The following is a 26,462-nucleotide window of genomic DNA, read 5'->3' on the forward strand; positions in this document are numbered from 1 at the left end:
CGTTGAAGATCAGGCGTCGGGTCAGGCCCCCATGCCGCCGTCGATCGTGTGCATCGCGCCGGTAATGAAGCCTGCTTCCGGGCCGGCGAGATAGGCGGCGAGGCCTGCGATTTCTTCCGGGCGGCCATGGCGTTTCAGCGCCATGAAACCATGCATCGTGTCCTTCATCGGGCCGTCGGCCGGGTTCATGTCGGTATCGATCGGGCCGGGCTGGATCACGTTGACGGTGATGTTGCGCGGACCGAAATCGCGGGCGAGCCCGCGCGCCATGCCCTGAACTGCCGATTTGGTCAGCGCATAGGCAGCACCACCTGCAAAAGGCATCCGGTCGCCGTTTACCGATCCGATGATGACGATGCGGCCACCTTCCGGCATCAGGCGGGCGGCTTCCACCGAGGCATGGTAAGGCGCGCGCACATTGATGTCGATCATCCGGTCGACTGCATCGGGATCGGTTTCGAGCGGATCGCCGAGAACCAGCGTCCCGGCATTGACGACGAGAACATCGATCGGCCCAGCGGCCTTGACCGTCTCGATCGTCTGGCTGCGATCACCTGCATCGGATTTCACTGCTTTGGCACCGGTCGCGGCTGTAAGGGCGTCGGCTGCATCCTTGGATCCGGCATAGGTGAACGTCACCTCGGCACCGTCATTTGCGAAGCGGCGAACGATTGCGGCGCCGATGCCGCGGCTGCCGCCGAGAACCAGTACCTTCTTTCCATGGAAGTCTGTCATTGTCATTCTCCCTGTATCAGGCTTGAGATTTAATGTAGTGGGCATTACATAAATCTACGGATTGACTGCGTCAAGGATTTTGTAGTGAGTGATACAAAAATAAATACCCAGGCAACGGCGAGGCGAGGAAGACCCCGCGCGTTCGATCGTGAAGAGGCGCTAGCCAAGGCTCAGGCCCTGTTTCATGCGAAGGGATACGATGCGCTGAGCGTCGCCGACCTGACGCAGGCACTCGGCATCAACCCTCCAAGCTTTTACGCCGCTTTCGGCAGCAAGCTTGAACTCTATGATGAAGCATTGCGGCGCTACGAAAAGACCGAGGGGCTGGACGTCGATACGGCTCTTGCGCCAGGTACGCCGCTTTCCGATGGCGTGGCAAAGCTCCTGCGTTACGCGGCGGATGCCTATGCAAGCGGAGACGCCTGCGGCTGCATGGTGATCGAGGCGGCGAGGGGCACGGCGGATGCCGCTGCAGGTGAAAAGGCGCGAGGACGCATGGAGGCCAGCCGGTCCTATATCCATCAAAGGATTTCGGGCCTCGATGCAGGCAATGCGGATCTTGCCTCCGACTATGTGATGATGTCTCTTGCCGGCCTGTCGGCCAGCGCCCGCAACGGCATGCCGACAGCCCGCCTGCGTGTCATGGCTGCGATAGCTGCGGAAGGGCTTTCGGGCTATCTGGAGAGCGCAGCCTGACCGTTGGTCGGGTCATGTAGAATCAAGGAGCGACGATGCAGGCCTGGACGACATTCGATCTCGCAGCAATAGAGCCGGAAGACGGCGCTCCGGCACCCGATCGGCTCATCGAGGGAGCCCCGCAGTTCCGCACCTGGAATGTCGATGAGGCCGAAGGCGGCATCTATGCGGGCGTCTGGGAGGCAACGCCGGGAACCTGGCGGATCGTCTATGACGAGTGGGAATATTTCCACATTCTCTCCGGCCATTCCATCGTGACGGAGGAGGGCGGCAAGCCGCTTCATCTTCGCGCCGGCGATCGCATGGTGCTCAGGCCGGGCTTCAAGGGAACCTGGCAAGTCGTTGAAACGACTCGTAAGGATTACGTCATCAGGCTTTAGGCTTGCCACAAGTGGAGGCGAATTGGGGAAAGTCCGGGCCAAGGGTTTTGCCCCGATAGCGATCGCGATAGATATCCGGGATCGATAACAATCCGGACATTGCAATGCGCATTCTGAGACTTCTCCTGACCGTGGTCATAGCCATCTCGGTCGTCATCGGCTTCCGCTGGTACCGGTATGTCGGCAATACCGACAGCCCCTATGACGAGGTCGGCATCGAGATCAACAGCCGCCTTCCGACGCCATTGCGCAAGTGGGGCTGCGACAGGCTGCATGCCACATTCGGCAATGTCCTGCCGCCATACGGCTGCCAGGCCGGTGACGATGGGCGCAGCTGGCTTTAAGTCTCTGAGACTTTGGGCGACAGTTCAGTCGCCCTTCTTGCCCGCAGCCGCATAGGCCTTCGCAAAATCCTCCGAAGCGATGAAGGCAAGCGTTCGGCGAAGCTCGGCGGATTTTTCCGCACCCAGCACGGCGTCGAAGCGCCTCTGGGCCTCCTGCCAGTTTGCCACCATTTCCGCCTGCTTTTCGCGACCGCTTGGGGTCAGTCGCACCCGCTTGGCGCGACGATCCTTCTCGTCCGGCACAAGTTCCACCAGATCGTCGCGGATCAGCGGCTTCAGCGTGTGACCGAGCGCCGACAGGTCCATGACCATCGCCTTCGCCAGTTCCTTCTGGGTTGGCTCTTTGAGGTAGGCTATCTGGGTAATGAGCGAGAACTGCGTGCCGCGCAGGTCGCTCGGACCCATCGCATCGTCATAGAGTTGCCCGAGCTGGCGCGATGCCCGGCGGACGGAACTGCTGCTGCAATGCGCCCAGATACTGTCTTCCTGCTTTTCCATGTTCCGATCATTCCCGACCTTGTCGGTTCAGGCAACGCCTGAGAAGCTCTGTTCCATCCGACGCTCCACGAAATTTCATCTGCCTACTTGCACTCGCAAAATCCTCGCTCAAATATAGTGGCATATACCAGCAAATTCCAGTCATCATCGAAACAGGAGAATTGCCATGACATCCAAACTTGGAACTGCACTCGTAACCGGCGCATCTTCGGGGATCGGCGCAACCTATGCCGATCGGCTTGCCCGCCGCGGTTACGATCTCATCCTCGTCGCGCGTGATGCCGCTCGCCTCGGGGAGCTGGCCGACAAGCTGGCAAAGGCCTACGGCATAAAGGCCGATGTACTGCGCGCCGATCTCAGCGATCGCGCCGACGTCCTCAAGGTCGAGGATCGGTTGAGGACGGATGAGGCGATCACGCTTTTCGTCAATAACGCCGGCATTGGGCCTGTTACGTCATTGCTTGAAAGCGATGTCGATTATCTGGACACGATGGTGGCGCTCAACGTCACGGCCGCCAATCGCCTTGCCGTCGCTGCCGCCCAGACATTTGCCAGGCGCCGGGCAGGGGCGATCATCAACACGGCCTCCGTCGTGGCTCTTGCTCCGCAGATATTCAACGGCACTTATGCTGCGACTAAGGCATTCGTCCTGAGCCTGACTGAATCTCTTGCCGCCGAACTCAAGGACAAGAACGTCCGCATCCAGGCCGTCCTGCCGGGCCTGACGCGCACCGAAATCTTCGATCGTGTCGGCCGCTCCTTCAACGATCTGGATCAGGGAATGGTCATGGATGTAACCGATCTGGTGGATGCCGCGCTCGCAGGTTTCGATCAGGGCGAGATTGTAACGATACCGGCACTTGCGGATGATGGCATCTGGAATGCCTATCTTGCTGCCCGCGGTGCCCTCGGCCCGCATCTGTCGCTGCGCAAGCCGGCTGCCCGTTACGGTCTTTCTGGCTAACGCAGGATATAGGCGAGGATCGGTGCTGCAAGCACGTTGACGAGGCCGACCAGCACCATCACCAGTCCGGCGACCGAGCCTTCCTCGGCGCCGATCTGGTTCGCCTTGGCCACGCCTGCGCCATGCGCTCCCATGCCGAACAGCGCACCTCGTGCCAGCGAGGATTTCAGCGGCAGGATCCGCAACAGCTTCTCACCCAGTGCAGCGCCCGCCACGCCGGTTATGACGACGAACAATGCCGTCAGGTCCGGCACGCCACCCACCTTTTCCGAAATCGCCATGGCGAACGGCGAGCTGACGGAGCGAGGAAGCAGGCTGAGGCGAAGCGTGCCATCAATGGAGAGCAGGCTCGCCAGGGCCCAGGCGGTAAGGATCGCGGTGCCGCTGCCGACCACGATGCCGAATGCAAGCACCGGCCAGTAGCGCATGATCATCGCCCGCTGCTCGTAAATGGGAATGGCAAACGCGACGGTTACCGGGCCGAGAATGGCCATCAGCCAGCGGGTGGCGCCGATATATTCGCTATAGGTCGTGTGCAGTGACAGCGCCAGTGCCGCGAGAAGGACCGGGGTCAAGACCAGCGGCGAGGACCAGATTGCCGGCCAGCGGCGATAGGTTCGCTTGGACAGAAGATAGATCGCGATCGTTGCTGCCGACCAGAAGACGGTGATCAGGATCGTCTCAAGAGACGGCATGTCTGCTCTCCATGCGGAGCATCAACCGGTAGCCGACATCGACCGCCAACGCGGTCATGCACATGACCATCAGCGTCCCGGCAAAGATGACCGCAAGAACCTTCAGCCCGACAAGGCCGAGAAATTCGGAGTGGTCGAGGACGGCAAGAACGGCGGGCACGAAGAAGAGCAGCATGTCTGCCAGCAGGACATTGGCACCGCGCCGCATGGTGGAAAGACGGATAGTGCCGGTGATCAGCAGATAAAGGAGTGCAAACAGGCCAAGCACGCTGCCGGGGATCGGCAGACCTGTGCCGCGCGACACGGCTTCACCGGCAAGCCAAAGAAGCACGATCAGCGCAACCTGTGCGAAACGGTTGCCGTGGAGGCTTTTATGCAGGAAAATCGCGGTCTTGCGCTTGGTCACGGAAGGGGTCCTGTTCAACGATCCTCCCTCAGCCGTACTATAAGGTACTGTTTCCGCTAAACAATCGAACAGATTGCATAAGAGCCATGTGTTTTCGATGTGGCGTACTGTCGCTCGATGCCTGATTTTGCATCACCAGACGAGGTCGAGCCGCTCCAACCCATGGAAATGATAGACATCTTTGACTACGGGTTTGGCCTCTAGCCTCAAATCGGGCAGGCGCCGAAACAGGATCGGCAGAACTGTATTGAGCTCCAGCCGCGCCAGCGGCGCACCGATGCAGAAATGGATGCCCGCTCCGAAAGAGAGGTTCTGAGCTTCCTTTCGGTCCGGCTTGAAGGTTAGCGGATCTGAAAACACTCTCGGATCGAGATTGGCAGCCGCCAGGATCAGGCTGACCTTGTCGCCGCGCTTCAGGCTGACGCCATCGATCTCTAAATCCTCCAGGGCCCATCGCTGAAAGATATGGACGGGTGCGCAGATGCGCAGCGTTTCTTCCACCGTTCGTTCCGTGGCTGTTTCATCTCGAAAAAGCTCGGCCGGAGTGAGGCCGCTTTCGAGAATGACCCGAACCGAATTGCCGATTTGATGCACCGTCGCCTCATGCCCGGCATTGAGCAGCACGATCGTCGTCGATACCAGTTCGTCGTCGGTAAGGTGCTGGCCCCGCCCTGAATCGGAAGACTTGCGCTCGGTGTGGATCATGTGGCTGAGCAGGTCCTCCGCAGGTGTCCTGCGGCGATCGGAGATCAGCGTCTTGACGTAATCGGCAAATTCCTTTGCCGCCCGGTCGGCCGCATATTCGTCCTCTTTCGAGCGCTTGAACATGTACATGCCGACATAGGCATGGCTCCATTTCAAGAGCTGCGGTCCCATCTCGTCCGGAATGCCCATCATCCGCGAGATCATCGTGACGGGAATGATGTCGGCAAAGGAGGAAAGCAGCTCGGTCTTTCCATCTTTCTCGAAACCGTCGATCAGCCGTTCCGCCAGATCGGCAATCTCCGGCCTCAGCCTCTCGATATGACGGGATACGAAGGCGCGGTTGATCAGCGTTCGAAGCCGCGTGTGTTCCGGCGGCTCTATTTCCAGCAGCGAATGGCGCTCTGCGAGATCGAAATTCACAAGATGCGCTTGCGGCTCCGGCAGCCCCAGTTCCTCGCGACTTGCCACATGCAGGATCTGTCGCCCGAAACGCCTGTCACGCAACAGTGCATTCACATGCTCATAGCCGGTAAAGAACCATTGCCGCTGTTCCTCCCAGTAGAAGGTGGGACAATGCTGATGCAGGGCTGAATAGACCTGGTTCGGGTCGCTGTAGAAAGCCGGATTGCGGCCATCAAGCGAAACATGCCGGCTGACGGCATCGATACGGAGAAAATCAGGAAGCGATGTCATTCCCGATGCGTAGCGCGAAATTCCGGCGCAGCGCAATCGGGATAAGCTGGTTGCCGTCACTCGCCGAGAGCAACGCCCTCGCGACGCGGATCGGCACTGCCGACAAGTCCGGTGCCGGTGATCTCGATGGCATGCAGCCCGGAATTCATCTGGCCCGGTTTGACTTCATAGCCAAGCGCCTTCAGTGGCTCGGCGAACCTCTCGGCTGTCGTACCCGCTTCGATGTCGTAGGTACCGAAACGGTTGATCAGATGCGGCTGGGCGACGATCTGTTCCACCGGCATGCCCCAGTCGATATAGGCGATCAGCGCCTGCGCCACATAGCCGATGATCTGGCTGCCGCCCGGCGAGCCGATCGCGAGCAGCGGCTTGCCGTCCTTCATCACGATCGTCGGAGCCATGGAGGAGCGTGGCCGTTTGCCGGGTTCGACACGGTTGGCGACCGCGAGTGCACCATCATGGGTCTTGAAGGAAAAATCGGTCAGCTCATTGTTGAGCAGAAAGCCATGCGTCATCAGCCGAGAACCGAAGCCGTTTTCGATCGTCGTCGTCATCGAGACGACGTTTCCTTCCTTGTCGACGATGACGAAATGGCTGGTGGACGGCAGTTCGATCGCGGCATCCCGGCCGAGCAGCATGGCGTGATCCCATTCGGGTTCGCCTGCCTTGACGGCATCCTTGGCAAGCGCCTTGTCGCCATCCAGAAGCTTTGCCCGTTCGCCGAGATATGTCTTCTCAAGAAGCCCCTTGATCGGCAGCGGCTGGAAATCCGTATCCGCGACGTAACGCTCGCGATCGGCAAAGGCGAGGCGCTGTGCGTCGCCGATGATCCGCCAGCTTTCGACATTCTCCGGACCAAGGCCCTTGAGGTCGAAATTCTCTGCCATGCCCAGCATCTGACCGATAGCAATTCCGCCCGAAGACGGTGGTCCCATGCCGCAGATGTCGAGAGCGCGATAGGTAAAGCAGACCGGCTCCCGTTCCTTGATGTGATAGATGGCAAGGTCGGTCTGGGACAGAATACCGGGATTGTCGCGCGCACCGCGCACCGTCTTGACGATATCTTCGGCGATAGGTCCGCGATAAAATGCATCGGCACCGCCCGTCGCAATCGCCTCAATCGCTTTCGCATATTCGGGGTTTTTCAGGATGTGCCCCGCCTTCAGCGGCGCACCGGTCTCATCGAAGAAATAGTTCCTTGCACCTTCGTAACGTTTCAGCGCGTCGCCTTCCGTCGCAATCAGCGAAGCGAGGCGAGGGGAGACTGCAAAGCCTTCGCGGGCCAGCTTGGCGGCGGGTTTCCAGAGGGCCGGCCAGCTTTGCTTGCCGTAGCGGATCTGGACATCCTCCAGCAGCCGCACCGTGCCGGGCGTGCCGACCGACCTGCCGCCGACAACGGCGTCCATGAACTTCAGCGGCTGTCCTGCATCGTCGAGAAAAAGCTTCGGCGTCGCCTCCATCGGCGCCGTTTCGCGGGCGTCGAATGTGGTCAGCCGTTTCGCGGCCGCGTCGTAATAGACGAGGAAAGCGCCACCGCCGAGGCCGGAACTCTGCGGCTCGACAAGGCCGAGCACGGCCTGCACCGCCACCATCGCATCAATGGCGTTGCCGCCATTGGCGAGAATTTCACGACCCGCCTGCGCTGCCAGCGGATTGGCGGCTGCGACCATGAAGTCTCGCGCTTCCACGCGGCTGGCGCTTGCAGTGCCGGTGGCTTTCTCGGGGGCAACCGTATCGGAGGCCTGCTGCGCAGGTGCGGACGAAATCGATAGCAGGCTGATGACCACAGCCCCGTAAAGTCTCTTCGCCATGTCCCGCTCTCTCATTTTTGTGTGGGAGGGATTTGGGTGATCGGGTGGACGAAGACAAGAGGGCGGCGCCGAAAAACGGAGCCGCCTCCTTCGATGCATAACGCTTACTTGCCGATCGCCACGATCCGTCTCAGTGCAGCTACCTGTTGCGTCATGCTGGCCTGGACCGGTGCATCCTGCGTATCAGCGTGGTCGATCGCGGGAACGATCGATACATCACTCTCGGTGCCGATCGCCGTGCGGTCGCGGCCGTTTGTCTTGGCTACATAGAGTGCGCGGTCTGCCGTGCTGAGAAGCGTGTCCAGGTTGGCCGATCGGATTTCCGCCAGCGCAATGCCGATACTGACGGTAACGGGTATCTGATGGTCTCCGACGTTGATCGGCTGCTGTTTCAGCGTAGTCCTGATCGCCTCTGCGACGCTTGCGGCCTCTATCATGTTGGCGACATACATGATTGATGCGAATTCCTCGCCGCCCATGCGGCCGAATGATCCGCGTCCCCGCTGCGCGGCCGTGCCGATTTTTGCGAAGGCGACCAGCACCTCGTCGCCAGCCTGATGGCCGTATAGATCATTGATCTGCTTGAAACCGTCTAGGTCCAGATGGATCAGAGCGAGTAATCCGCCTTCGCCCGAGTGGATTCGCTTCAGCGTATGGAACTGGTCGATCAATCCGCGGCGATTGAGAAGGTTGGTCAGTGGATCGGTGACGGCGAGCAGTTTCAGCTTGGCTTCATTGCGCTCGTTGATGAGCTTGCTGCCGCTCATGATAGCGGCGATGAAGCACAAGGCGGCGACGAGAAGCAGCAGGAAGGAATTGTTGCCTGCCGCAAAGGATTGCGGCTTGCTGATCAGGGCAAATATCGCGACTACCGTGCTCGACAGAACCTGGACGCCGACACATGCGGCGAAAACCCTGCGGGTCTGCGAGCGGCCGTTCTCGCCCCAAAGAACGGTGGCGATCAGCATCAGATATCCTACCGATGCAGCGCCATGGAACAGGGCGACACGATAGCTGAAATTGGTCCGCACCGGCTCTAGCAGCATGCCGGCGACGAAGATCAGTGATGGAATGGCGATAAACGCTTCCACGCGCCGCTTGTCGAATTGCAGCATTCCGGCAACCCAAAGCCCGATGCCGCCAAGTGCCATGACATTGGCAATCTCGATAGAAACGAAATCGGGCAGGGTGCCGCGCAGCGCGACCATGCCGACGCCGATGCCGTGAAAGAGGAAGCCGGTCCCCCAGGTGAAGTAAAACGGCTGGCGTTCGTAAATCCAGCGTGTCCATAAAAGCACACCGATCGTGCTGGCCTCTGCGGCCCAGATCATGAAACCCGTTACAATATCCAACGCAATGCTCCCCGCCGAACCTCGGCTTGGCGTGTGTATAACCTCGAAAGTTTAAGGTCGGGTTTGCGCCGGGCGCTCGCTTTTGGCGTTATAGTTGGCGTGGGGCGATATTGTCCGGTGTGATTTACCTTCGCTTTACCTTGGCGGTAAAAAAGGCGGTGGGCAGGGCCGCCGTATCATTGAGCCGAAGCGATTTATTCGCGACAGCGCAGATGCGATCAGCCCGGCATGGGTGGCAGGACGATCGTGAGTTAAGGATATCGGGCTCTCCGTCTTGAAGTACCGGGCATTGACACTCTATGTAGGGATTGACCCATTCCAATGATTCCGGAGCGCCACGTTGCCTTCGGCAAGGCATTTGACAAAGGACGGACATGAAAAATCCAGTTGATACCGCAATGGCCCTGGTGCCTATGGTCGTCGAACAGACCAATCGCGGTGAGCGCTCTTACGATATCTATTCGCGCCTGTTGAAGGAGCGCATCATTTTCCTGACCGGTCCGGTGGAAGATCACATGGCGTCGCTCGTCTGCGCCCAGCTGCTTTTCCTCGAAGCCGAAAATCCGAAGAAGGAAATCGCGCTTTACATCAATTCGCCGGGTGGCGTGGTCACCGCCGGCATGGCGATCTACGACACGATGCAGTTCATCAAGCCAGCCGTTTCGACGCTTTGCATCGGCCAGGCCGCCTCGATGGGTTCGCTGCTCCTTTGCGCAGGTGAAAAGGGCATGCGGTTTGCAACGCCGAATGCCCGCATCATGGTGCATCAGCCGTCCGGCGGCTTCCAGGGGCAGGCGTCCGACATCGAGCGTCATGCCCGCGACATCCTCAAGATGAAGCGCCGCCTGAACGAAGTTTATGTGAAGCATACCGGCCGCACCCTCGAGGAAGTCGAAAAGACCCTCGATCGCGACCACTTCATGACCTCCGACGAATCCCTGGAATGGGGTGTCATCGACAAGATCCTGACCTCGCGCCAGGAACTTGAAGGCGGCTCGGAAAGCTGATCGGGTTGTAGCCTTTCCGCCACTGTAACCCTGTTGTGAGCAAAAAGGGGTTTCAAGTCGGTCGGAAAGCGCTATTAGTAACTATTAATGCTGTGTTGAACTTTTATGACATAGCATTCGTTTCTTAGGGGTTTCGTTGCCGCCGGACCGTTATCTGGACCGGTAGAGTACCCCCGGAACAGGGCAGGCACGTGAAGCCCGTCGGTGTCACGTGCCGGCAGCGGTTGAGTGGACTGCGCCCGTCTTTACGTGAGCGCAGAGTGCTGGAAGGAAAGTGATATGAGCAAAGTCAGCAGCGGCAACGGCGGCGACTCCAAGAATACCCTATACTGCTCCTTCTGCGGAAAGAGCCAGCACGAGGTCCGCAAACTGATTGCAGGACCGACAGTATTCATCTGCGATGAATGCGTCGAACTGTGCATGGACATCATTCGCGAAGAGAACAAGACCTCGATGGTCAAGTCCCGCGACGGCGTTCCCACGCCCCAGGACATCATCAAGGTTCTCGATGAGTACGTCATTGGCCAGCAGCAGGCCAAGCGCATCCTGTCGGTCGCCGTTCACAACCATTACAAGCGCCTCGCGCATGCCTCCAAGGGCGGTGACGTAGAGCTTGCGAAGTCGAACATCATGCTCGTCGGCCCGACCGGCTGCGGCAAGACCTATCTTGCCCAGACGCTCGCCCGCATCATCGACGTTCCCTTCACCATGGCTGATGCAACGACGCTGACCGAAGCCGGTTACGTTGGTGAAGACGTCGAAAACATCATCCTGAAGCTTCTGCAGGCCGCCGACTACAATGTCGAACGCGCCCAGCGCGGCATCGTCTATATCGACGAAGTCGACAAGATCTCGCGCAAGTCGGACAACCCGTCGATCACCCGCGACGTATCTGGCGAAGGCGTGCAGCAGGCGCTTCTGAAGATCATGGAAGGCACGGTTGCCTCGGTTCCGCCGCAGGGTGGCCGAAAGCATCCGCAGCAGGAATTCCTGCAGGTCGACACGACGAACATCCTGTTCATCTGCGGCGGTGCATTCGCTGGTCTGGACAAGATCATTTCGGCCCGTGGCGAGAAAACCTCGATCGGCTTCGGTGCATCCGTCAAGGCTGCTGACGACCGCCGCGTCGGCGAAGTGCTGCGCGAACTGGAACCGGAAGATCTGGTCAAGTTCGGCCTCATCCCGGAATTCATCGGTCGTCTGCCGGTTCTGGCAACGCTCGAGGATCTCGATGAGGATGCGCTGATCCAGATCCTGTCCGAGCCGAAGAACGCACTGATCAAGCAGTATCAGCGCCTGTTCGAGATGGAAGACGTGGAACTGACCTTCCACGAGGACGCCCTTCGCGAAATCGCCCGCAAGGCGATCGTGCGTAAGACCGGCGCCCGCGGCCTCCGTTCGATCATGGAAAAGATCCTGCTCGACACGATGTTCGAGCTTCCGGCCCTCGATGGTGTCCGCGAAGTCGTCATCTCCGACGATGTGGTGAAGGGCAATGCCCGTCCGCTTTACATCTATGCGGATCGCCAGGACGAGAAAGCCAATGTTTCGGCCTGAGCCGGGACCAGTAGTATAGATTTGATCGAGGCCCCGTATTGGGGCCTCTTTTCGTAGGTAAGCTGTGGTTGCTCGCTTCGTTCTGGGGAAATTCCCAATGCGGACGGTTGCGCGATATTCAGCTTGCTTTAGACGTGAAGCACGCAGATCATGGTTGTTCTCGCTGCTTCGGTTTTTCGGCTTCTGTGCGAAGTTGAATGCGATTCACGTTTCCGTCGATGGCCGGGGCTGGTTCGGCGGATAATGGCAACGTCAAACATTTATGCGAGTGCTTTGTAATATCCCTGTCATGTTGGCGACGACTGGGCTGCTGCAAGGCTTGAAAATGACATAGGAAAACTCCACCTTGAGCGGGAGTGAAGTGCTTGGGTAATTGCTCAAGCCATCCCGGAAACGGGACGATGGAAAGGAAACAAGATGACAAGTTCAACGTCTGCAGCATCCGGCTCAGCGACCTATCCGGTCCTGCCATTGCGCGACATTGTGGTCTTCCCGCATATGATCGTTCCCCTGTTCGTCGGACGTGAGAAATCCATCCGCGCGCTTGAGGAGGTTATGGGCTCCGACAAGCAGATCATGCTCGTCACCCAGATCAATGCCAGCGACGACGATCCGGAGCCGGACGCGATCTACAAAATCGGCACGGTCGCCAATGTGCTGCAGCTCCTCAAGCTGCCCGACGGCACCGTCAAGGTTCTCGTCGAAGGTCGAGCACGTGCCGAGATCAGCAATTATACGGACCGCGAGGAGTTTTACGAGGCCAAGGCCGACATTCTCGATGAGCCTGAAGAGGACGCCGTCGAGGTTGAAGCCCTGTCGCGCTCGGTCGTTTCCGAGTTTGAGAACTACGTAAAGCTGAACAAGAAGATCTCGCCGGAAGTCGTCGGCGCCGCCAGCCAGATCGAGGACTACTCGAAGCTCGCTGACACGGTTGCCTCGCACCTGTCGATCAAGATCACCGAAAAGCAGGAAATGCTGGAAACGGTGTCGATCAAGCTGCGTCTTGAAAAGGCGCTCGGCTTCATGGAAGGCGAAATCTCGGTCCTGCAGGTCGAAAAGCGCATCCGCTCGCGTGTAAAACGCCAGATGGAGAAGACCCAGCGCGAATATTACCTGAACGAACAGATGAAGGCGATCCAGAAGGAACTCGGTGACGGCGAAGAAGGCCGTGACGAGATGGCCGAACTGGAAGAACGCATCGGCAAGACCAAGCTCTCCAAGGAAGCCCGCGAAAAGGCGGATGCCGAACTGAAGAAGCTGCGCCAGATGAGCCCGATGTCGGCGGAAGCCACTGTCGTGCGCAACTATCTCGACTGGCTGTTGGGTATTCCGTGGGCCAAGAAGTCGAAGATCAAGGCCGACCTCAACAACGCCGAAAAAATCCTCGAGCAGGATCACTTCGGTCTGGACAAGGTCAAGGAGCGTATCGTCGAATATCTGGCGGTTCAGGCGCGTGCCACCAAGATCAAGGGCCCGATCCTCTGCCTCGTTGGCCCTCCGGGTGTCGGTAAAACGTCGCTCGCCCAGTCGATCGCCAAGGCGACCGGCCGCGAATACGTACGCATGGCGCTCGGTGGCGTTCGTGACGAAGCCGAAATCCGTGGTCACCGCCGCACTTATATCGGCTCGATGCCTGGCAAGATCATCCAGTCGATGAAGAAGGCCAAGAAGTCCAACCCGCTCTTCCTGCTCGATGAAATCGACAAGATGGGGTCGGATTTCCGCGGCGATCCGTCGGCGGCACTGCTCGAAGTGCTCGATCCGGCCCAGAACTCGACCTTCATGGATCACTACCTTGAAGTTGAATACGACCTGTCCGACGTGATGTTCATCACCACGGCGAACACGCTCAACATTCCGGGTCCGCTGATGGACCGCATGGAGATCATCCGTATCGCCGGTTACACCGAAGATGAAAAGCGCGAGATCGCCAAGCGTCACCTTCTGCCGAAGGCGATCAAGGAACATGCTCTGCAGCCGAATGAATTCTCGGTGTCCGACGATGCCCTGATGGCGATCAGCCAGCAGTACACCCGCGAAGCCGGTGTTCGCTCCTTCGAGCGCGAGCTGATGAAGCTCGCCCGCAAGGCCGTGACCGAGATCATCAAGGGCAAGACGAAGTCGGTCGCCATCACCGCTGCCAACATTTCGGATTACCTCGGTGTTCCGCGCTATCGCCATGGCGAGGCGGAAGGTGAGGATCAGGTCGGTGTCGTCACCGGTCTCGCCTGGACGGAAGTCGGCGGCGAGCTCTTGACCATCGAAGGCGTGATGATGCCGGGCAAGGGTCGCATGACCGTCACCGGCAACCTGAAGGACGTCATGAAGGAATCGATCTCGGCGGCGGCATCCTATGTGCGCTCCCGTGCCGTCGATTTCGGCATCGAGCCGCCGCGTTTCGACAAGTCGGACATCCACGTCCACGTGCCGGAAGGCGCCACTCCGAAGGACGGCCCGTCTGCCGGCGTCGGTATGGCAACGGCGATCGTTTCGATCATGACCGGCATTCCGGTTCGCAAGGATGTCGCCATGACAGGCGAAATTACCCTGCGCGGTCGCGTCCTGCCGATCGGTGGCCTAAAGGAAAAGCTGCTTGCAGCCCTTCGCGGTAACATCAAGACGGTTCTGATCCCGGAAGAAAACGCCAAGGACCTGGCCGACATTCCGGACAACGTGAAGAACAACATGGAGATCATCCCCGTGTCCCGCATGGGTGAGGTGATCAAGCATGCTCTGGTTCGTCGTCCTGAACCGATCGAGTGGGATGGTACGGTTGAGACACCCGTTATCGCAACGGTCGAGGGGTCCGAGGACGGTGTGACAGGCATCGCCCATTGAGCGATCCCTCGGGTCAACCGAGTTTGAATTGTGGAGAAAGCCGGCGAAAGCCGGCTTTTTTTGTGAAAAATGCATGAAACCCCTTGTTTTTCAGGCGATCTCAGAGCTTTTGGGTTGCCAAGCACCGACGCAAAACTATTGTCGGCGCCGACTAATCGAGTCGTTCCAAAACCGTAGAAAGGGATGGAAACATGAACAAGAACGAGCTGGTTTCCGCAGTTGCCGAAAAGGCTGGTCTCTCCAAGGCTGACGCCGCATCCGCCGTGGACGCAGTATTCGAAACCGTACAGGGCGAACTGAAGAACGGCGGCGACATTCGCCTCGCTGGCTTCGGCAGCTTCTCCGTATCCCGCCGTGAAGCCTCCAAGGGCCGCAACCCGTCGACCGGCGCAGAAGTCGATATTCCGGCTCGCAACGTTCCGAAGTTCTCGGCCGGCAAGGGCCTGAAGGACGCCGTAAACGGCAAGTAAGACTTCACCGGGCAGTATCCCTGCCATGGTCTTAAAACCCCGGATAACTTCCGGGGTTTTTTGTTGCATAACACATCATCTCCACTCCCGGTGGATGCTGCGAACTTGCAACAATTAACGGTTATTGGGCAGTGGTGCCGCCCGGCAACAGTGCTTCCGCTTTGTTGTCATTTGTCAGAGAAACGCCGGCCGGCAGATTTCGAACTACTTGTAAGATCGAGTGCATCACGGCCAATTCGTCAGTGGGGGCACAAGCGATTCTTAATTTAGAAATATGATTAGTTCTTATTTTTATGAGGCATTTCATATCTCGGCGTCGCTGACGGCATCCGTCTTAAACGATCAGCGAGTCATCCAGAAATGTTTCTTAAATCAAAGACCCTTTGTCTTCTTGCGAGTTCTGCTCTCTCGGCTATGGTCAGTGTTGCTTCCGTTGCACATGCTGCCTCCGGACCCGAAGTTATCGGTTTGAGCAGTAATGGTTCGGTCGTACTCAAAACTGATTACGACCAGAATGCCGGGACCTACACCTATTCACTTATATCGACAGCAACCGGCGACATTCAGTCAATCACGCCACCGTCCGGCGTCACCTATCTCAATTTGAGTGGTTTGAGCGCCGACGGTAAGACCGTGACGGGCTACTATTCTGATGCCGTGACCGGTCGCAAGACATCCTTCGTATGGACCGCAGCGAATGGTTTCGTCGACTTGGGTGTAGTTGACACTGACACCACCGGTAGCTTTGCTCAGTCTGTAAGTGGCGACGGAACCGCCGTTGCGGGATACGTAAGCGTCATGAGCTTCATGGCCGAAGCTTTTTACTGGACATCTTCTGAGGGAATGATCGGTCTAGGCACGCTTGGTGGGCGGGATTCGTACGCATACGCTGTGAGCACCGACGGGAAAACTGTTGTCGGCGAGGCCGACACACTAGACGGAAATTATCACGCATTTCGATGGACTGTAGACAGCGGCACGATGGAGAACATCGATACGCTTTATGACAACTCCAGCGCTGACTTTGTCAGCGACGACGGATCGGTGGTCGCCGGATCTGGATATACATCCTCGTCGTCGCCATACCACGTATTCCGATGGACTAAAGAGACCGAGATGGTCGACATCGGAAGCTTGGGCGGTTCTTACACGTTCCTGAACGCAATGAGCGGCGATGGCAATGTTCTGGTCGGCAGTTCCTACCTGACCGGCGACACGTCGTCTCACGCCTACCGGTATGTCGGGTCAACAGACGTGATGACCGATCTCGGAACTCTCGGTGGCACTTCATCCACGGCGAGTGCGGTTAATGCCGACGGCGGCGTCGTGGTCGGATCGGCAACAGACGCCCAGTCCACAAGCCACGGCTTCCGTTGGACGCAGGCGAACGGCATGGTGACTGTCGAGGACTGGCTGGCAGCCGAAGGTGCCACCATCGGCGATGCTATGACGCAAACCGCCGATCTCGTATCGGCTGACGGCAATGTTATCATCGGCGAGACCACTACCGGCTCCACCTATATCGCGCGTGTCATCGAAAGCCAGGGCGAGGAAGGCGGCAACGAATGCAACGCTGACGTCTGCGAAGGCGGAAGCGGTATCATCGATACCGCCGAGTTTTTCCCGACTGTCGCGATGGCCAACAACGTCATCGTTCAGAGCGGTGTCAACAATGCCGACACAATCATGTTCGGTGCGCAGGGAGCGCCAATGCGCAATCTGCTGACCGCCGGCCAGAGATCCGTCTGGGGCACGATCGATGGCGGTTATGACAACAGCGATCACGCCGATGGCGGCCTTGCTCTCGGTGAATTTGGTTTTGGTTACGGTATCGCCGATGGCGTCACAGCCCGCTTCGCAGTTGGTGGAACCTATACCGACCAGGATCTGGATGCCGGTGGCGACGTGCGCCAGCGCGGCTTCTACCTGTCACCGGAAGTCTCTGCCGATCTCGGCAATAACGTTTACGCGACGGTTGGCGGTTATTGGGGACGCAGCAGTGTCGACAGCAACCGCGGTTATCTGAACGGTGCCGTCACCGATTATTCCGAAGGCGACACCAATGCTGAAACCTGGGGCGCAAAGATCCGCTTCGACTGGCTGAATGCGGTGACGATCGACGATACGGCGATCACCCCCTATGTCGGCCTTTCCTATGCGCATACCAGGGTTGACGCCTATACGGAAACCGGCGGCTCCTTCCCGGTCGAGTTCGACGGCAGCAGCGATCATTCGACGATCGCCCGTCTCGGTGCGGATTTCGTTCGCCCGCTGAACGACACTGTCCGTCTGCTGGCCAAGGCCGAGCTTGACTACCAGTTCGAAAACCGCGCGACGGCTACGAGCGGCACGTTGACCGGGATCAGCGACTTCAGTCTCGAAGGTCAGGATCTGCAGCAGTTCTGGGCTCGTGGCGGTCTCGGCGCCGAATTTGATCTCGGCAAGGGGGTCGCTTCCTTCATGGTCAACGCCACGACCAAGGGGCAGGACCCGACCGTCTGGCTGCGCAGCAACTATACGGTCAAGTTCTGAGCCGATTTTTTAAGGAATGCTCGCGATGGACGAGGCCCGGTTTATGCCGGGCCTTTTCAGTATGAGAGGTAAACTTTGTAGACGGGAATCTGTCACGGCGTTGTCACAGAGCTCGCTTAGGTGGGACGTCTCATCATGAAAAGGGCCTGCCATGAAATTGCTTCTGACTGCCGCCGCGTTTCTCGTTACCGCGGGCGTAGCTTCTGCCGAATACGTTTCCTATCTCGACTATCCGCAGAAAACCGATGACGGCAAGGAATTCGCCGTCGCCATCGAGATCCCGCAGGGCAGCTTCACCAAATACGAGATCGACGCCAAGACCGGCCATGTCGTGGTTGACCGCTACCAGTCCATGCCGGTCGTTTATCCGGGCAACTACGGCTCGATCACCTCTTCGCTCGGTGGCGACAACGATCCGCTCGACGCCATCGTCTACACCCGCGAGCCAGTCGTTCCGGGCGCCATCATCAAGGTTCGCCCGATCGGTGTTCTGAAGATGATCGATGGCGGCGAGGTCGATGACAAGATTGTTGCCGTACCGACCAGCAAGATCGACCCGACCTACGATAACATCAAGGAAATCACCGATCTGCCGCAGATCGAGCAGGAACGCCTCCAGGCTTTCTTCCGCGTCTACAAGCAGCTCCCGGCGGGCCGCAAGTCTGTCGAACTGAATGGCTTTGACAACGCTGCCCATGCTGAAGGTGAAGTTTCGGAAGCCATCAAGGCTTACAACGCCAAGAAAAAGTGATCTGCCTCATTGCCGGTTACACGATATCGAAGGCCGGCCTTGCCCGGCCTTTTTTCATGCGTTGAGTGCGGTTGGCTCAATCAGTCGATAACGCAACTCATGATGATGAAGCTGTCATTATCGTGTCACGCATCTGGCCCAAAAGCCCACCTGTGGTTTCACGGAGGGCTTTTCATGACATTCTCGACACGCGCCGCCTTGACGGCAATCCTTTTTGCCTCGGTTGCTGCTCCCGCTAGTGCGGAGCAGGTCTTTAACCGTATCGCCTCTTTCCCGGTTGCCCAGAACCTGCCCAAGGGCGAGGACAAGGCGACATCGTCGGAAATCATCACCGCGACTGCGGATGGCAACACGCTGATCTATTCCGACGCGCCGGGAGGCACGATCGGCTTCATCGACATCACTGACGCCAAGGCCCCGAAGGCAGGTGGATCCATCGCCATCGATGGCGAACCGAACTCGGTTGCTGCAGCCGGTCCGAAGGCACTCATCACCATCGACAAGACCGAAGACTTGACGAAGCCTGCCGGCCAACTGGGCATCATCGATATCGCTTCGAAAAAACTTGAAACGACCTGTGATCTCGGCGGTCAGCCGGATTCTGTCGTCGTGGCGCCTGATGGCACATTTGCCGCCATCGCCATCGAAAACCAGCGTGACGAAGACCTGAACGACGGTGCACTGCCGCAACTTCCGGCAGGCGAACTTCTGATCGTCTCGCTGAAAAACGGCGTTCCTGCCTGCGACAGCATCAAGCGCGTTGGCGTGACCGGACTTGCAACAGTCGCCCCGGAAGATCCGGAGCCGGAATTCGTCAACATCAACGCCAATGGCGAGATCGCCCTGACGTTGCAGGAAAACAACCACGTCATCATCATCGACAGCAAGACAGCCAAGGTCACCAGCCACTTCTCCGCCGGTACGGTTGATCTCGAAGGCGTCGATGCCAAGACCGATGGTTCGCTGAATTTTTCGGGCAAGCTGACCGCTGTTCCGCGCGAGCCTGACGCCGTCAAGTGGCTCGGCACTGATCGCCTCGTCATCGCCAATGAAGGCGATTACAAGGGCGGTTCGCGCGGCTTCACCATCTTCGACCGTACCGGGAAGGTTCTCTACGATGCGGGCATGACGCTCGAGCACGAGATTGCCCGCCACGGTCATTTCCCGGAAAAGCGCGCCAAGAACAAGGGCATCGAGCCGGAAGGCATGGAAGCCGCGATCTTCAATGGCCAGCAGTATTTCTTCGTGCTCTCGGAGCGCGGTTCGATGATTGCGGTCTACAAGGATACCGGTGGCGAGCCGGAGCTCGTGCAGCTTCTGCCGTCGGGCGTATCGCCTGAAGGCGCTGTCGCCATTCCGGGCCGCAACCTGCTTGCATCCGCAAATGAAGCCGATCTCGGCGAAGACGGAGGTCCCCGCTCGCATGTGATGATCTATGAGCTTGCCGAAGGCAAGAAGGCCTATCCGACCATCGTTTCCAAGGATGTCGATGGGAAGCTGATCGGTTGGGGCGCGCTGTCGGGTCTCGTTGGTGACGCCGAGAAGGACGGCATCCTCTATGCGGTGAACGATTCCGTTTATGCCATACAGCCGTCGATCTTCACCATCGACACGACAAGCAAGCCGGCCGAGATCACCAATGTCGTCCGCATCACCCGCAACGGCCAGCCGGCGCAGAAGCTCGATATCGAAGGCATCGCACTCGATGGCAAGGGCGGCTTCTGGCTGGCATCGGAAGGCGATAGCGACAAGCTGGTCGGTCACGGTATCTACAACGTCAATGCCAAGGGCGAGATCAAGGCCGAGATCGGCCTGCCTGCCGAACTTCTGGCCGGCGAAAGCCGTTACGGTCTCGAAGGCGTCACCACGACCGGTTCCGGTGACGACCTGACGCTCTGGATGGCAATCCAGCGCGAATGGAAGGATGATCCCAAGGGCCAGGTGAAGCTTCTTTCCTACAAGCCGAAGTCGAAGGAATGGGCAGCCGTCCGTTATCCGCTCGAAAAGGCTGAAAAGGGCTGGGTCGGTCTCTCGGAAATCACCGCCAATGGCGACCATCTCTATATCGTCGAACGCGACAACTTGATCGGCGACGCCGCCAAGCTGAAGAAGCTCTACCGCGTTTCGCTCAAGGACATGAAGCCTGCCAAGATCGGCGGTGAACTGCAGCTCGTTGCCAAGGAAGAGGTCCATGACTTCCTTCCGGACCTGAAGAACGCCACCAACGGCTACGTTCTCGACAAGCTGGAAGGCTTTGCCTTCGACAAGTCCGGCAAGGCCTTCATGGTCACCGACAATGACGGCGTTGACGACTCATCCGGCGAGACCCTGTTCCTGCCGGTCACCCTCAAGGTCACCAACTGACGGATCTCCATCTTCAACAGGAAAAGGCCGGGTGTTTGCGCACCCGGCCTTTTTTCTTGGGGCCTGCTACCTTAAGTCTGGCGTTCCTGATGTGTTCGCATGAGACGATTCGATGAGTTCCTTCCGCTTCATCCATGCCGCAGACCTGCATCTCGGCAGCCCTTTTCAGGGACTGGCCCTCAAGGATGCCGATCTCGCCGAGCTTTTTGTCGAGGCAAGCCGCAAGGCCTTTTCGGCGCTTGTCGATGAAGCGGTGGAGCGCAAGGTTGATTTCTTTATCGTCGCCGGCGACGTTTATGACGGCGACTGGAAGGACAACAAGATCGGCCTGTTCTTCAACCGCGAAGTGGCGCGGCTGGAACGCGCCGGCATCCCGGTCTTTCTGCTCAAGGGCAATCACGACGCCGAGAGTGTGATCACCAGAACCATCACGCTGCCGAAGAATGTTAGCGAGTTCCCGACCGGCAAGCCCGGCACCTTCCGGCTGGAGCATTTGAAGGTCGCGCTGCACGGACAAGGCTTCGCCGAACGCTCGGCGAATGAAAATCTTGCGCTCGCCTATCCAAGGCCCGAGGCCGGATGGTTCAATATCGGCGTGCTGCACACGTCGCTGACCGGCCGTGAGCCGCACGCGCCCTATGCGCCATGTTCCGTGGAAGACCTGCGCTCGCGCGGTTACGACTACTGGGCGCTCGGCCATGTCCATGATTTCGAAATCGTCGCGGAAGACCCGCTCGTGGTCTTTCCGGGCAACCTGCAGGGCCGCTCGATCCGCGAGACCGGAGCCAAGGGCGCCGTGCTCGTGACGGTCGAGGATGGCCGCATTGCCTATGAGCGCCTGATCACCGACAGCGCCCGCTTTGCCGAACTGACGATCGCAGTGGAAAGCGACGACACGGCTGCAGCCCTGCTGCGCCGTATCGAGGATGCAATCGAGCCTATCGCCGATGCCATGGAAGGCCGGCCGCTGGCGCTGCGTGTCCGCATCACCGGCAAGAGCCGTGTTCGAAAGCAGCTCCTGTCGAAGGCCGAGGATTTTCGCGATGAAGTGCAGGCCGCCTGCCATCGCGGCCATGCCGATATCTGGCTCGAAAAGCTCGACCTGCGTCTTGAGCCCGATGACCGAACATCCGAGCGCAACACCGGCACGCTTGGCCTCGATGGCCTTCTGACCATGGAAGGCTTCCCGCCGGAACTTCTGGAGGAGGCGTCTGCCCGCATAGCCGAAATCGCCGCCAGACTGCCGGGTGGCAGCGGGGCAGGGGATCTGCCGCTTGGCGATGATATCGATGTGCTTCTTGCCGAGGCGCGTGACCTTCTCGTTTCCCGCGCCGCGGAGGCCGGCTGACCATGCGTTTCGATCGTCTCGACATCCTGCGCTATGGCGCGCTCACTGACCGCCAGCTCGTCTTCCGCCCCGGCGCCAAGCTGCATATCGTCTACGGACCGAACGAAGCGGGCAAATCCTCCGCGCTCTCGGCCATCTCCGATCTGCTCTTCGGTTTTCCCGAACGCTCGACTTACGGTTTCTTGCATGATGTCGGTTCCTTGCGCATCGGAGCGCAGCTGACTGCACGCGACGGGCAGGAGCTCTCCTTCCGCCGCCGCAAGGGGCGCAAGAACACGCTGCTCGGACATTCCGATGCGGAAGAGAACCTCGCTGACGATGCGCTCGCACCCTATCTCGGAAATCTTTCCCGCGATGTGTTCGAACGCGCCTTCGGCCTCAATTCGGATTCGCTGCGCGCCGGTGGCGAGACCATGCTTAAAAGCGGTGGCGAGATCGGCAGCCTGCTGTTCTCCGCCGCTTCGGGCCTGACCGGCCTGTCCAGCCTGCGCAAGTCGCTGGATGCGGATGCGGACGCCATCTATTCTCAGCGCCGGTCGAAGGACCGCAGCTTTTATCAGGCTCTCGATGCCCATGATGCAGCCCGCAAGGCGGAGCGCGACAACGAGCTGAAGGCCGGCGACTGGAAGGCGCTGCTTAAGGAGGAGGCGGAACTCGGCTCCGAGATCCACACGCTCCAGCACGGGCGCGAAGAGACCAGGCGCGCGCTCGACCGTCTGCGCCGGCAAATCGCGCTTGAACCTCTATTACGCGAACTGGACCGCGAACGTGCGCTTCTGGCGCAGCACGAGGAGCTGGCCAGCCTGCCGGATGGTTTCGAGGAAAAGCTAGCGACGACGCTTAAAGCCGGGCAGGAAAATGCCGACGCGCTTGTTGCCTCCGAAAACGAGCTGACAAGGCTTCGTGAAGAGATCGACGCCATCAAGGTGGATGACGCGCTACTCGTCGCTGCACCGGACATTCTGGCAGCCTATGGCCGCAGCGGCGTCTATCTCAAGGCGAGGGAGGACATCGCGCGGGTTCGTGCCGAAGTGGACGATTTTGACCAGAAACTGCTGCAGGCTTCGCGCCGTCTCGGCTTCAAGGAATTCTCCGATCTTGAGCGCATGCAGCCGGCCGATGCCGATCTGGTCCGCCTTCGCCAACTGGTGGAGGAGGGCGGTGAACTCGACCGCGAGATGCGGCAGCTTCGCAAGCGTATCGACGAGGAAGCCGATGCGCTGCGCAAGCTCGAAGCCGATGCGCCGGTTGCCCGCATTGTCGATCCCAAGCCTCTGAGTGACCAGCTTGCGGCCCTGCGCCCCGAGATCGAGGAACTGGCCAATCTCGAAACGCTAAAGATCCGCGCTGCCCGCGCCAGGAGCGATCTCGATGCGGCGTCGGCACGCCTCGATCCGCCGGTTCGCGATTTTGCCCTTCTTCTCTCCGTACCACTGCCGGACATTGAGACACTTGCTCATCACCGCCGCCTGATCGAGTCTGCACGACAGGAACATACGCAGGCATTGCAAAAGCTCTTAAGTCTGAAGAATGACGCGGATGAGCTTCAGGCCCAGCTTGCGCTTCTCGAAGGCGAGGGCAGGATCGTTTCGCGCGACACGATCGAGCTTGCACGACAGGAACGCGATGGCCTCATCGAGGCTCTGGCCTCCAACCCTTCAGACGTGGCTTTACAGGCAGCAAAGTCTTCCGTGCAGGACGCGGATCGGCTAGCCGATATGGCGCTTTCCGATGCCGAACGCGTCTCGCGTCATGCACAACTGACACTTCAACAGCGTAAAGTCGCCGATGCGATTGCCGCGGCCGAACGCGCGGCCAAAGAGGCTGCTATTGCCGCCTCCGATGCGGTGACCGAGTTCGAAGATCTCTTCCACGCCGTCCCGGTGACGCCCGGAGCGCCCGAGCGCATGATCGAATGGCGCCGCATGGTCGATGGATTGCTGGCGCTTTCCGCTAACTTGAATGCCGCGGAAGACGACTACGAGATCCTGCGTTCACGGGAAGAGGCGTTGCGGCCGGCATTGGACGCTTTGGCTGACGCTACGGGCGCATCCTCCGGTGTCCTGCCACCGCGTAGCCTTGCACGGGAAATTTCGACTCGCCTGGAGGAAATCAGCCGTCAGTGGAGCGAGGGACGCACCATCGAGCGGATGCGCGATACGGCAAGCCAGACGCTGGCACGACTGGAAGCCGACGAGACGGATCTGCGCAAAAAGGTCGATCTCTGGCGGTCAGGTTTCGCTGCCGCTGCCGCATCAGCCGGGCTTGCCGAAGATGCGACGATCGATATGGCCAATGCTGCGTTGGATATCTGGCGCACGCTGCCGGACCTTCTTTCCGAGAGACAGAACCGCAATCGGCGTGTGCGCGGCATGGCCCGCGACATGGAAGCCTTCCAGGGAGAGGTAACCACCCTGTCGGGCTCGCTTGCGCCGGATCTCTGCTCCATCCCGGCAGATGTTGCGGCTGGCATGCTGAATGACCGTGTGACGAAGGCGCGCGCTGCCGATAACCAGCGCAAGACGCTGACGACTGCTCTGGAGCGCAACGAGCTTGCCCATGCCCGTTACATCACCGAGGCAGTCGGGCTGGATGCCCAACGGCAGAACTTGGCAGGTGCCGCTGCCGTTCCGCCGGATCAACTCGCCGCCGTCCTGGCGGACCTCGTGGAGCGAAGGAGACTGCTTGCCAGCGAAGAACTTTGCCGCAATCGCTTCATCGAGCGGGCAGATGGCCTCGATGAAGAGGCGGTGAGGGTAGCACTCGTCGACTTCGACAGGATATCCGCCGGTGTCGAAATCGAGCGGCTGGAGGCCGAAGACAGCAGGCAGGTCAATCGTCTTGCCGATCTGCGCGCTGGCGAGGCGGATAATCTGCGGCGCAGGCAGGAGCTGGAAAAGGGCACCGGCGCCGAACGCGCCGTCTTCGAAAAACTGGCAGCCGAGCAGGAAGCCAAGGAGCTCGCCCGTCGCTGGTTGGTGCTGAAGCTCGCAGGGTCACTGCTTTCCCATTCGATGGAAACCTACCGCCAGCAGCAGGCCGATCCTGTCATGACACGCGCTGGTGAGGTGTTTTCCGATTTGACGGGCGGCCGGTTCGCTCGCCTCATTCAGGTCTATGATGATAACGATGAGCTGCAACTGGCTGTCGAGCGCAAGACCGGCGAGCAGGTGCCGCTTTCCGGATTGAGTGAGGGAACCGGCGATCAACTGTATTTGGCGCTTCGTCTTGCGTTCCTTCAGGACTATTGCGCTCGCAATGAACCGGCGCCGCTCGTGCTGGATGATATCTTCCAGACATTCGATGATGAACGTACGGCAGCTGGCCTTCGGACGCTGGCAGAATCGAGTGGCGCGTTCCAGTCGATCCTATTCACCCACCAGACGAGTTTGATGGATACCGCGCGGCGTGAACTGGGCGATGATGTTGATCTAGTTAGGCTGGATCGGGCGTGACAAGGTCCGTTGCTGCAAAGGCAGGCATTCGATCGGAAAGCGCACGATCGAGGAATGCATCGCGGCACCATTCGACGATACTGCCGATTGGCCACATGTCGAGGTCTCGGGCAACTGCGTGATCAAAAGGTTGAAACGTCGATCATCGTCCCTCTCGCGCTCGTAGCTGACACGGTAGCCGTCGAATCGCGACGAAAAGCTGAGACCCGTTCTGATCCGGTCATAGAGGTAATGTAGGTTTTCCGGTGCCATTTCGATCCCGAAACGATCGATTGATCGGGCCACCAGCTTGAACATTTCATCGTCCTTTCCTGGGTCGAGTAGGCTGAGCTTGAGACGAAACGTGCGGAACGTGCTGGACGATGCTCCCTTGACTTGGATGAATAGCACCGAAGGCTCCGGCGTTGTGCCGCGTTGCGTCGAAAACAGGCATTCCCAATCACCTCCGGCTGCCTGGAAACTGGAGGCCAAGCCATCCTCACCCAGACGCTCGCATCGCTCGTGGGCTGTCCGATGCGGGAGCATACGCAGCCGGTCGCGCAGGCCGGCAACGGGCCGGATGAGTCGCGGCGGCGCATCGATGAGCAGCGTCGTGCGGCGCGCGTGCAAAGCAGGCGGCGGCGAAGCGGCAAAAGGCCGCGCGAGGTATTTGTCCATTTCAAGCCATGTCACCAGCCGTTGGTAGTTGCGTCCTTCATTGACGGAAAGAACGATACCAAACAGCAGCGCAAGGCCGACGGCCAGCAATGCGCCGAATGCCTTTGCTGCTCGATGCCGTCTTCGAAGGCGCATCAGAGGCGTTAAGAGTTCCGCCTTGTCCGCCAAGGAAATAGCTCCGTTTCAAGTCGATATGCCGACAAG

The 26,462-nt window shown here is 59.3% G+C and carries 21 protein-coding genes; 13 read left to right on the forward strand and 8 right to left on the reverse strand.

The genetic code is table 11. From position 1 onward, the window contains the following. Positions 1–21: 21 nt before the first annotated feature. Positions 22–735, reverse strand: coding sequence for an SDR family oxidoreductase (gene bdcA, locus ACI3K0_RS09240; protein ID WP_183827064.1), 714 nt, complete (start codon positions 733–735; stop codon positions 22–24). Positions 736–819: 84 nt separating this feature from the next. On the opposite strand from bdcA, the gene ACI3K0_RS09245 reads away from it, so the two are divergent. The 3 genes from ACI3K0_RS09245 to ACI3K0_RS09255 all read left to right on the forward strand — a co-directional run bounded on the left by ACI3K0_RS09245 (position 820) and on the right by ACI3K0_RS09255 (position 2,155). Next, positions 820–1,431 carry a TetR/AcrR family transcriptional regulator gene (locus tag ACI3K0_RS09245; RefSeq protein WP_343062575.1) on the forward strand — a complete coding sequence of 204 codons (612 nt, stop codon included), beginning with the start codon at positions 820–822 and terminating at the stop codon, positions 1,429–1,431. Between the two features lie 35 nt (positions 1,432–1,466). Then, positions 1,467–1,811 (forward strand): cupin domain-containing protein, encoded by a 345-nt coding sequence (locus ACI3K0_RS09250; RefSeq protein ID WP_183827061.1) that lies wholly within the window; start codon positions 1,467–1,469, stop codon positions 1,809–1,811. Between the two features lie 104 nt (positions 1,812–1,915). Continuing rightward, a complete protein-coding gene (locus tag ACI3K0_RS09255) occupies positions 1,916–2,155 on the forward strand; it encodes a hypothetical protein (RefSeq protein WP_148147335.1) in 240 nt (79 codons plus the stop codon). 24 nt (positions 2,156–2,179) lie between these two features. On the opposite strand, the gene ACI3K0_RS09260 is transcribed toward ACI3K0_RS09255, so the two are convergent. After that, positions 2,180–2,653: a MarR family winged helix-turn-helix transcriptional regulator gene (locus tag ACI3K0_RS09260; protein WP_183827058.1), complete on the reverse strand. Its 474-nt coding sequence runs from the start codon at positions 2,651–2,653 to the stop codon at positions 2,180–2,182. A gap of 166 nt (positions 2,654–2,819) precedes the next feature. Between ACI3K0_RS09260 and ACI3K0_RS09265 the strand changes: the two genes are divergently transcribed. Further along, positions 2,820–3,617, forward strand: a complete 798-nt coding sequence (locus ACI3K0_RS09265; RefSeq protein WP_183827055.1) for an SDR family oxidoreductase — start codon at positions 2,820–2,822, stop codon at positions 3,615–3,617. Here the strand turns inward: ACI3K0_RS09265 and ACI3K0_RS09270 are convergent. The 5 genes from ACI3K0_RS09270 to ACI3K0_RS09290 form a co-directional block, all read right to left on the reverse strand. Next, positions 3,614–4,312, reverse strand: coding sequence for an LrgB family protein (locus ACI3K0_RS09270; RefSeq protein ID WP_148147338.1), 699 nt, complete (start codon positions 4,310–4,312; stop codon positions 3,614–3,616). The genes ACI3K0_RS09265 and ACI3K0_RS09270 overlap by 4 nt on opposite strands. After that, a complete protein-coding gene (locus ACI3K0_RS09275; protein ID WP_148147339.1) occupies positions 4,299–4,718 on the reverse strand; it encodes a CidA/LrgA family protein in 420 nt (139 codons plus the stop codon). The genes ACI3K0_RS09270 and ACI3K0_RS09275 overlap by 14 nt, the downstream gene beginning before the upstream one ends. A gap of 132 nt (positions 4,719–4,850) precedes the next feature. Beyond that, positions 4,851–6,116, reverse strand: coding sequence for a cytochrome P450 (locus ACI3K0_RS09280; protein WP_404945263.1), 1,266 nt, complete (start codon positions 6,114–6,116; stop codon positions 4,851–4,853). 56 nt (positions 6,117–6,172) lie between these two features. After that, entirely contained in the window at positions 6,173–7,927 is a 1,755-nt protein-coding gene (gene ggt / locus ACI3K0_RS09285) for a gamma-glutamyltransferase (RefSeq protein ID WP_183827049.1), read from the reverse strand. A gap of 104 nt (positions 7,928–8,031) precedes the next feature. Further along, positions 8,032–9,279 carry a GGDEF domain-containing protein gene (locus tag ACI3K0_RS09290; protein WP_183827046.1) on the reverse strand — a complete coding sequence of 416 codons (1,248 nt, stop codon included), beginning with the start codon at positions 9,277–9,279 and terminating at the stop codon, positions 8,032–8,034. A gap of 374 nt (positions 9,280–9,653) precedes the next feature. On the opposite strand from ACI3K0_RS09290, the gene clpP reads away from it, so the two are divergent. The 9 genes from clpP (at position 9,654) to ACI3K0_RS09335 (ending at position 25,601) form a co-directional block, all read left to right on the forward strand. Next, complete coding sequence (gene clpP / locus ACI3K0_RS09295; protein WP_148147343.1) at positions 9,654–10,286, forward strand: ATP-dependent Clp endopeptidase proteolytic subunit ClpP; 633 nt, start codon at positions 9,654–9,656, stop codon at positions 10,284–10,286. A 279-nt stretch (positions 10,287–10,565) separates the two neighbouring features. Then, positions 10,566–11,843, forward strand: coding sequence for an ATP-dependent Clp protease ATP-binding subunit ClpX (gene clpX / locus ACI3K0_RS09300; protein ID WP_148147344.1), 1,278 nt, complete (start codon positions 10,566–10,568; stop codon positions 11,841–11,843). Positions 11,844–12,260: 417 nt separating this feature from the next. Further along, the gene (gene lon / locus ACI3K0_RS09305; RefSeq protein ID WP_183827043.1) at positions 12,261–14,681 is read left to right on the forward strand and encodes an endopeptidase La; all 2,421 of its coding nucleotides are present in this window, start codon (positions 12,261–12,263) and stop codon (positions 14,679–14,681) included. 191 nt (positions 14,682–14,872) lie between these two features. Beyond that, positions 14,873–15,151, forward strand: a complete 279-nt coding sequence (gene hupB / locus ACI3K0_RS09310; protein ID WP_112457241.1) for a DNA-binding protein HupB — start codon at positions 14,873–14,875, stop codon at positions 15,149–15,151. 468 nt (positions 15,152–15,619) lie between these two features. Beyond that, entirely contained in the window at positions 15,620–17,683 is a 2,064-nt protein-coding gene (locus ACI3K0_RS09315; RefSeq protein ID WP_183827040.1) for an autotransporter domain-containing protein, read from the forward strand. Positions 17,684–17,834: 151 nt separating this feature from the next. After that, the gene (locus tag ACI3K0_RS09320; protein WP_183827037.1) at positions 17,835–18,434 is read left to right on the forward strand and encodes an inorganic diphosphatase; all 600 of its coding nucleotides are present in this window, start codon (positions 17,835–17,837) and stop codon (positions 18,432–18,434) included. Positions 18,435–18,608: 174 nt separating this feature from the next. Beyond that, positions 18,609–20,798 carry an esterase-like activity of phytase family protein gene (locus ACI3K0_RS09325; protein WP_183827034.1) on the forward strand — a complete coding sequence of 730 codons (2,190 nt, stop codon included), beginning with the start codon at positions 18,609–18,611 and terminating at the stop codon, positions 20,796–20,798. Positions 20,799–20,910: 112 nt separating this feature from the next. Then, positions 20,911–22,146, forward strand: a complete 1,236-nt coding sequence (locus ACI3K0_RS09330; protein WP_183827031.1) for a DNA repair exonuclease — start codon at positions 20,911–20,913, stop codon at positions 22,144–22,146. 2 nt (positions 22,147–22,148) lie between these two features. Beyond that, positions 22,149–25,601, forward strand: coding sequence for an AAA family ATPase (locus tag ACI3K0_RS09335; RefSeq protein WP_404945264.1), 3,453 nt, complete (start codon positions 22,149–22,151; stop codon positions 25,599–25,601). On the opposite strand, the gene ACI3K0_RS09340 is transcribed toward ACI3K0_RS09335, so the two are convergent. Then, positions 25,578–26,426 carry a DUF6030 family protein gene (locus ACI3K0_RS09340; protein ID WP_404945265.1) on the reverse strand — a complete coding sequence of 283 codons (849 nt, stop codon included), beginning with the start codon at positions 26,424–26,426 and terminating at the stop codon, positions 25,578–25,580. The genes ACI3K0_RS09335 and ACI3K0_RS09340 overlap by 24 nt on opposite strands. Positions 26,427–26,462 lie beyond the last annotated feature (36 nt).

The sequence above is a fragment of the Rhizobium sp. ZW T2_16 genome (assembly GCF_044987325.1).
GTDB lineage: Bacteria > Pseudomonadota > Alphaproteobacteria > Rhizobiales > Rhizobiaceae > Neorhizobium > Neorhizobium cellulosilyticum.

What these genes read in the sequence shown, in the direction of transcription:
- lon (WP_183827043.1), top strand. Translation starts at nt 12,261, where the DNA reads ATGACAAGTTCAACGTCTGCAGCATCCGGCTCAGCGACCTATCCGGTC.
- hupB (WP_112457241.1), top strand. Translation starts at nt 14,873, where the DNA reads ATGAACAAGAACGAGCTGGTTTCCGCAGTTGCCGAAAAGGCTGGTCTC.
- ACI3K0_RS09335 (WP_404945264.1), top strand. Translation starts at nt 22,149, where the DNA reads ATGCGTTTCGATCGTCTCGACATCCTGCGCTATGGCGCGCTCACTGAC.
- bdcA (WP_183827064.1), bottom strand. Translation starts at nt 735, where the DNA reads ATGACAGACTTCCATGGAAAGAAGGTACTGGTTCTCGGCGGCAGCCGC.
- ACI3K0_RS09255 (WP_148147335.1), top strand. Translation starts at nt 1,916, where the DNA reads ATGCGCATTCTGAGACTTCTCCTGACCGTGGTCATAGCCATCTCGGTC.
- ACI3K0_RS09320 (WP_183827037.1), top strand. Translation starts at nt 17,835, where the DNA reads ATGAAATTGCTTCTGACTGCCGCCGCGTTTCTCGTTACCGCGGGCGTA.
- ACI3K0_RS09270 (WP_148147338.1), bottom strand. Translation starts at nt 4,312, where the DNA reads ATGCCGTCTCTTGAGACGATCCTGATCACCGTCTTCTGGTCGGCAGCA.
- clpP (WP_148147343.1), top strand. Translation starts at nt 9,654, where the DNA reads ATGAAAAATCCAGTTGATACCGCAATGGCCCTGGTGCCTATGGTCGTC.
- ggt (WP_183827049.1), bottom strand. Translation starts at nt 7,927, where the DNA reads ATGGCGAAGAGACTTTACGGGGCTGTGGTCATCAGCCTGCTATCGATT.
- ACI3K0_RS09260 (WP_183827058.1), bottom strand. Translation starts at nt 2,653, where the DNA reads ATGGAAAAGCAGGAAGACAGTATCTGGGCGCATTGCAGCAGCAGTTCC.
- ACI3K0_RS09330 (WP_183827031.1), top strand. Translation starts at nt 20,911, where the DNA reads ATGAGTTCCTTCCGCTTCATCCATGCCGCAGACCTGCATCTCGGCAGC.
- ACI3K0_RS09250 (WP_183827061.1), top strand. Translation starts at nt 1,467, where the DNA reads ATGCAGGCCTGGACGACATTCGATCTCGCAGCAATAGAGCCGGAAGAC.
- ACI3K0_RS09280 (WP_404945263.1), bottom strand. Translation starts at nt 6,116, where the DNA reads ATGACATCGCTTCCTGATTTTCTCCGTATCGATGCCGTCAGCCGGCAT.
- clpX (WP_148147344.1), top strand. Translation starts at nt 10,566, where the DNA reads ATGAGCAAAGTCAGCAGCGGCAACGGCGGCGACTCCAAGAATACCCTA.
- ACI3K0_RS09325 (WP_183827034.1), top strand. Translation starts at nt 18,609, where the DNA reads ATGACATTCTCGACACGCGCCGCCTTGACGGCAATCCTTTTTGCCTCG.
- ACI3K0_RS09265 (WP_183827055.1), top strand. Translation starts at nt 2,820, where the DNA reads ATGACATCCAAACTTGGAACTGCACTCGTAACCGGCGCATCTTCGGGG.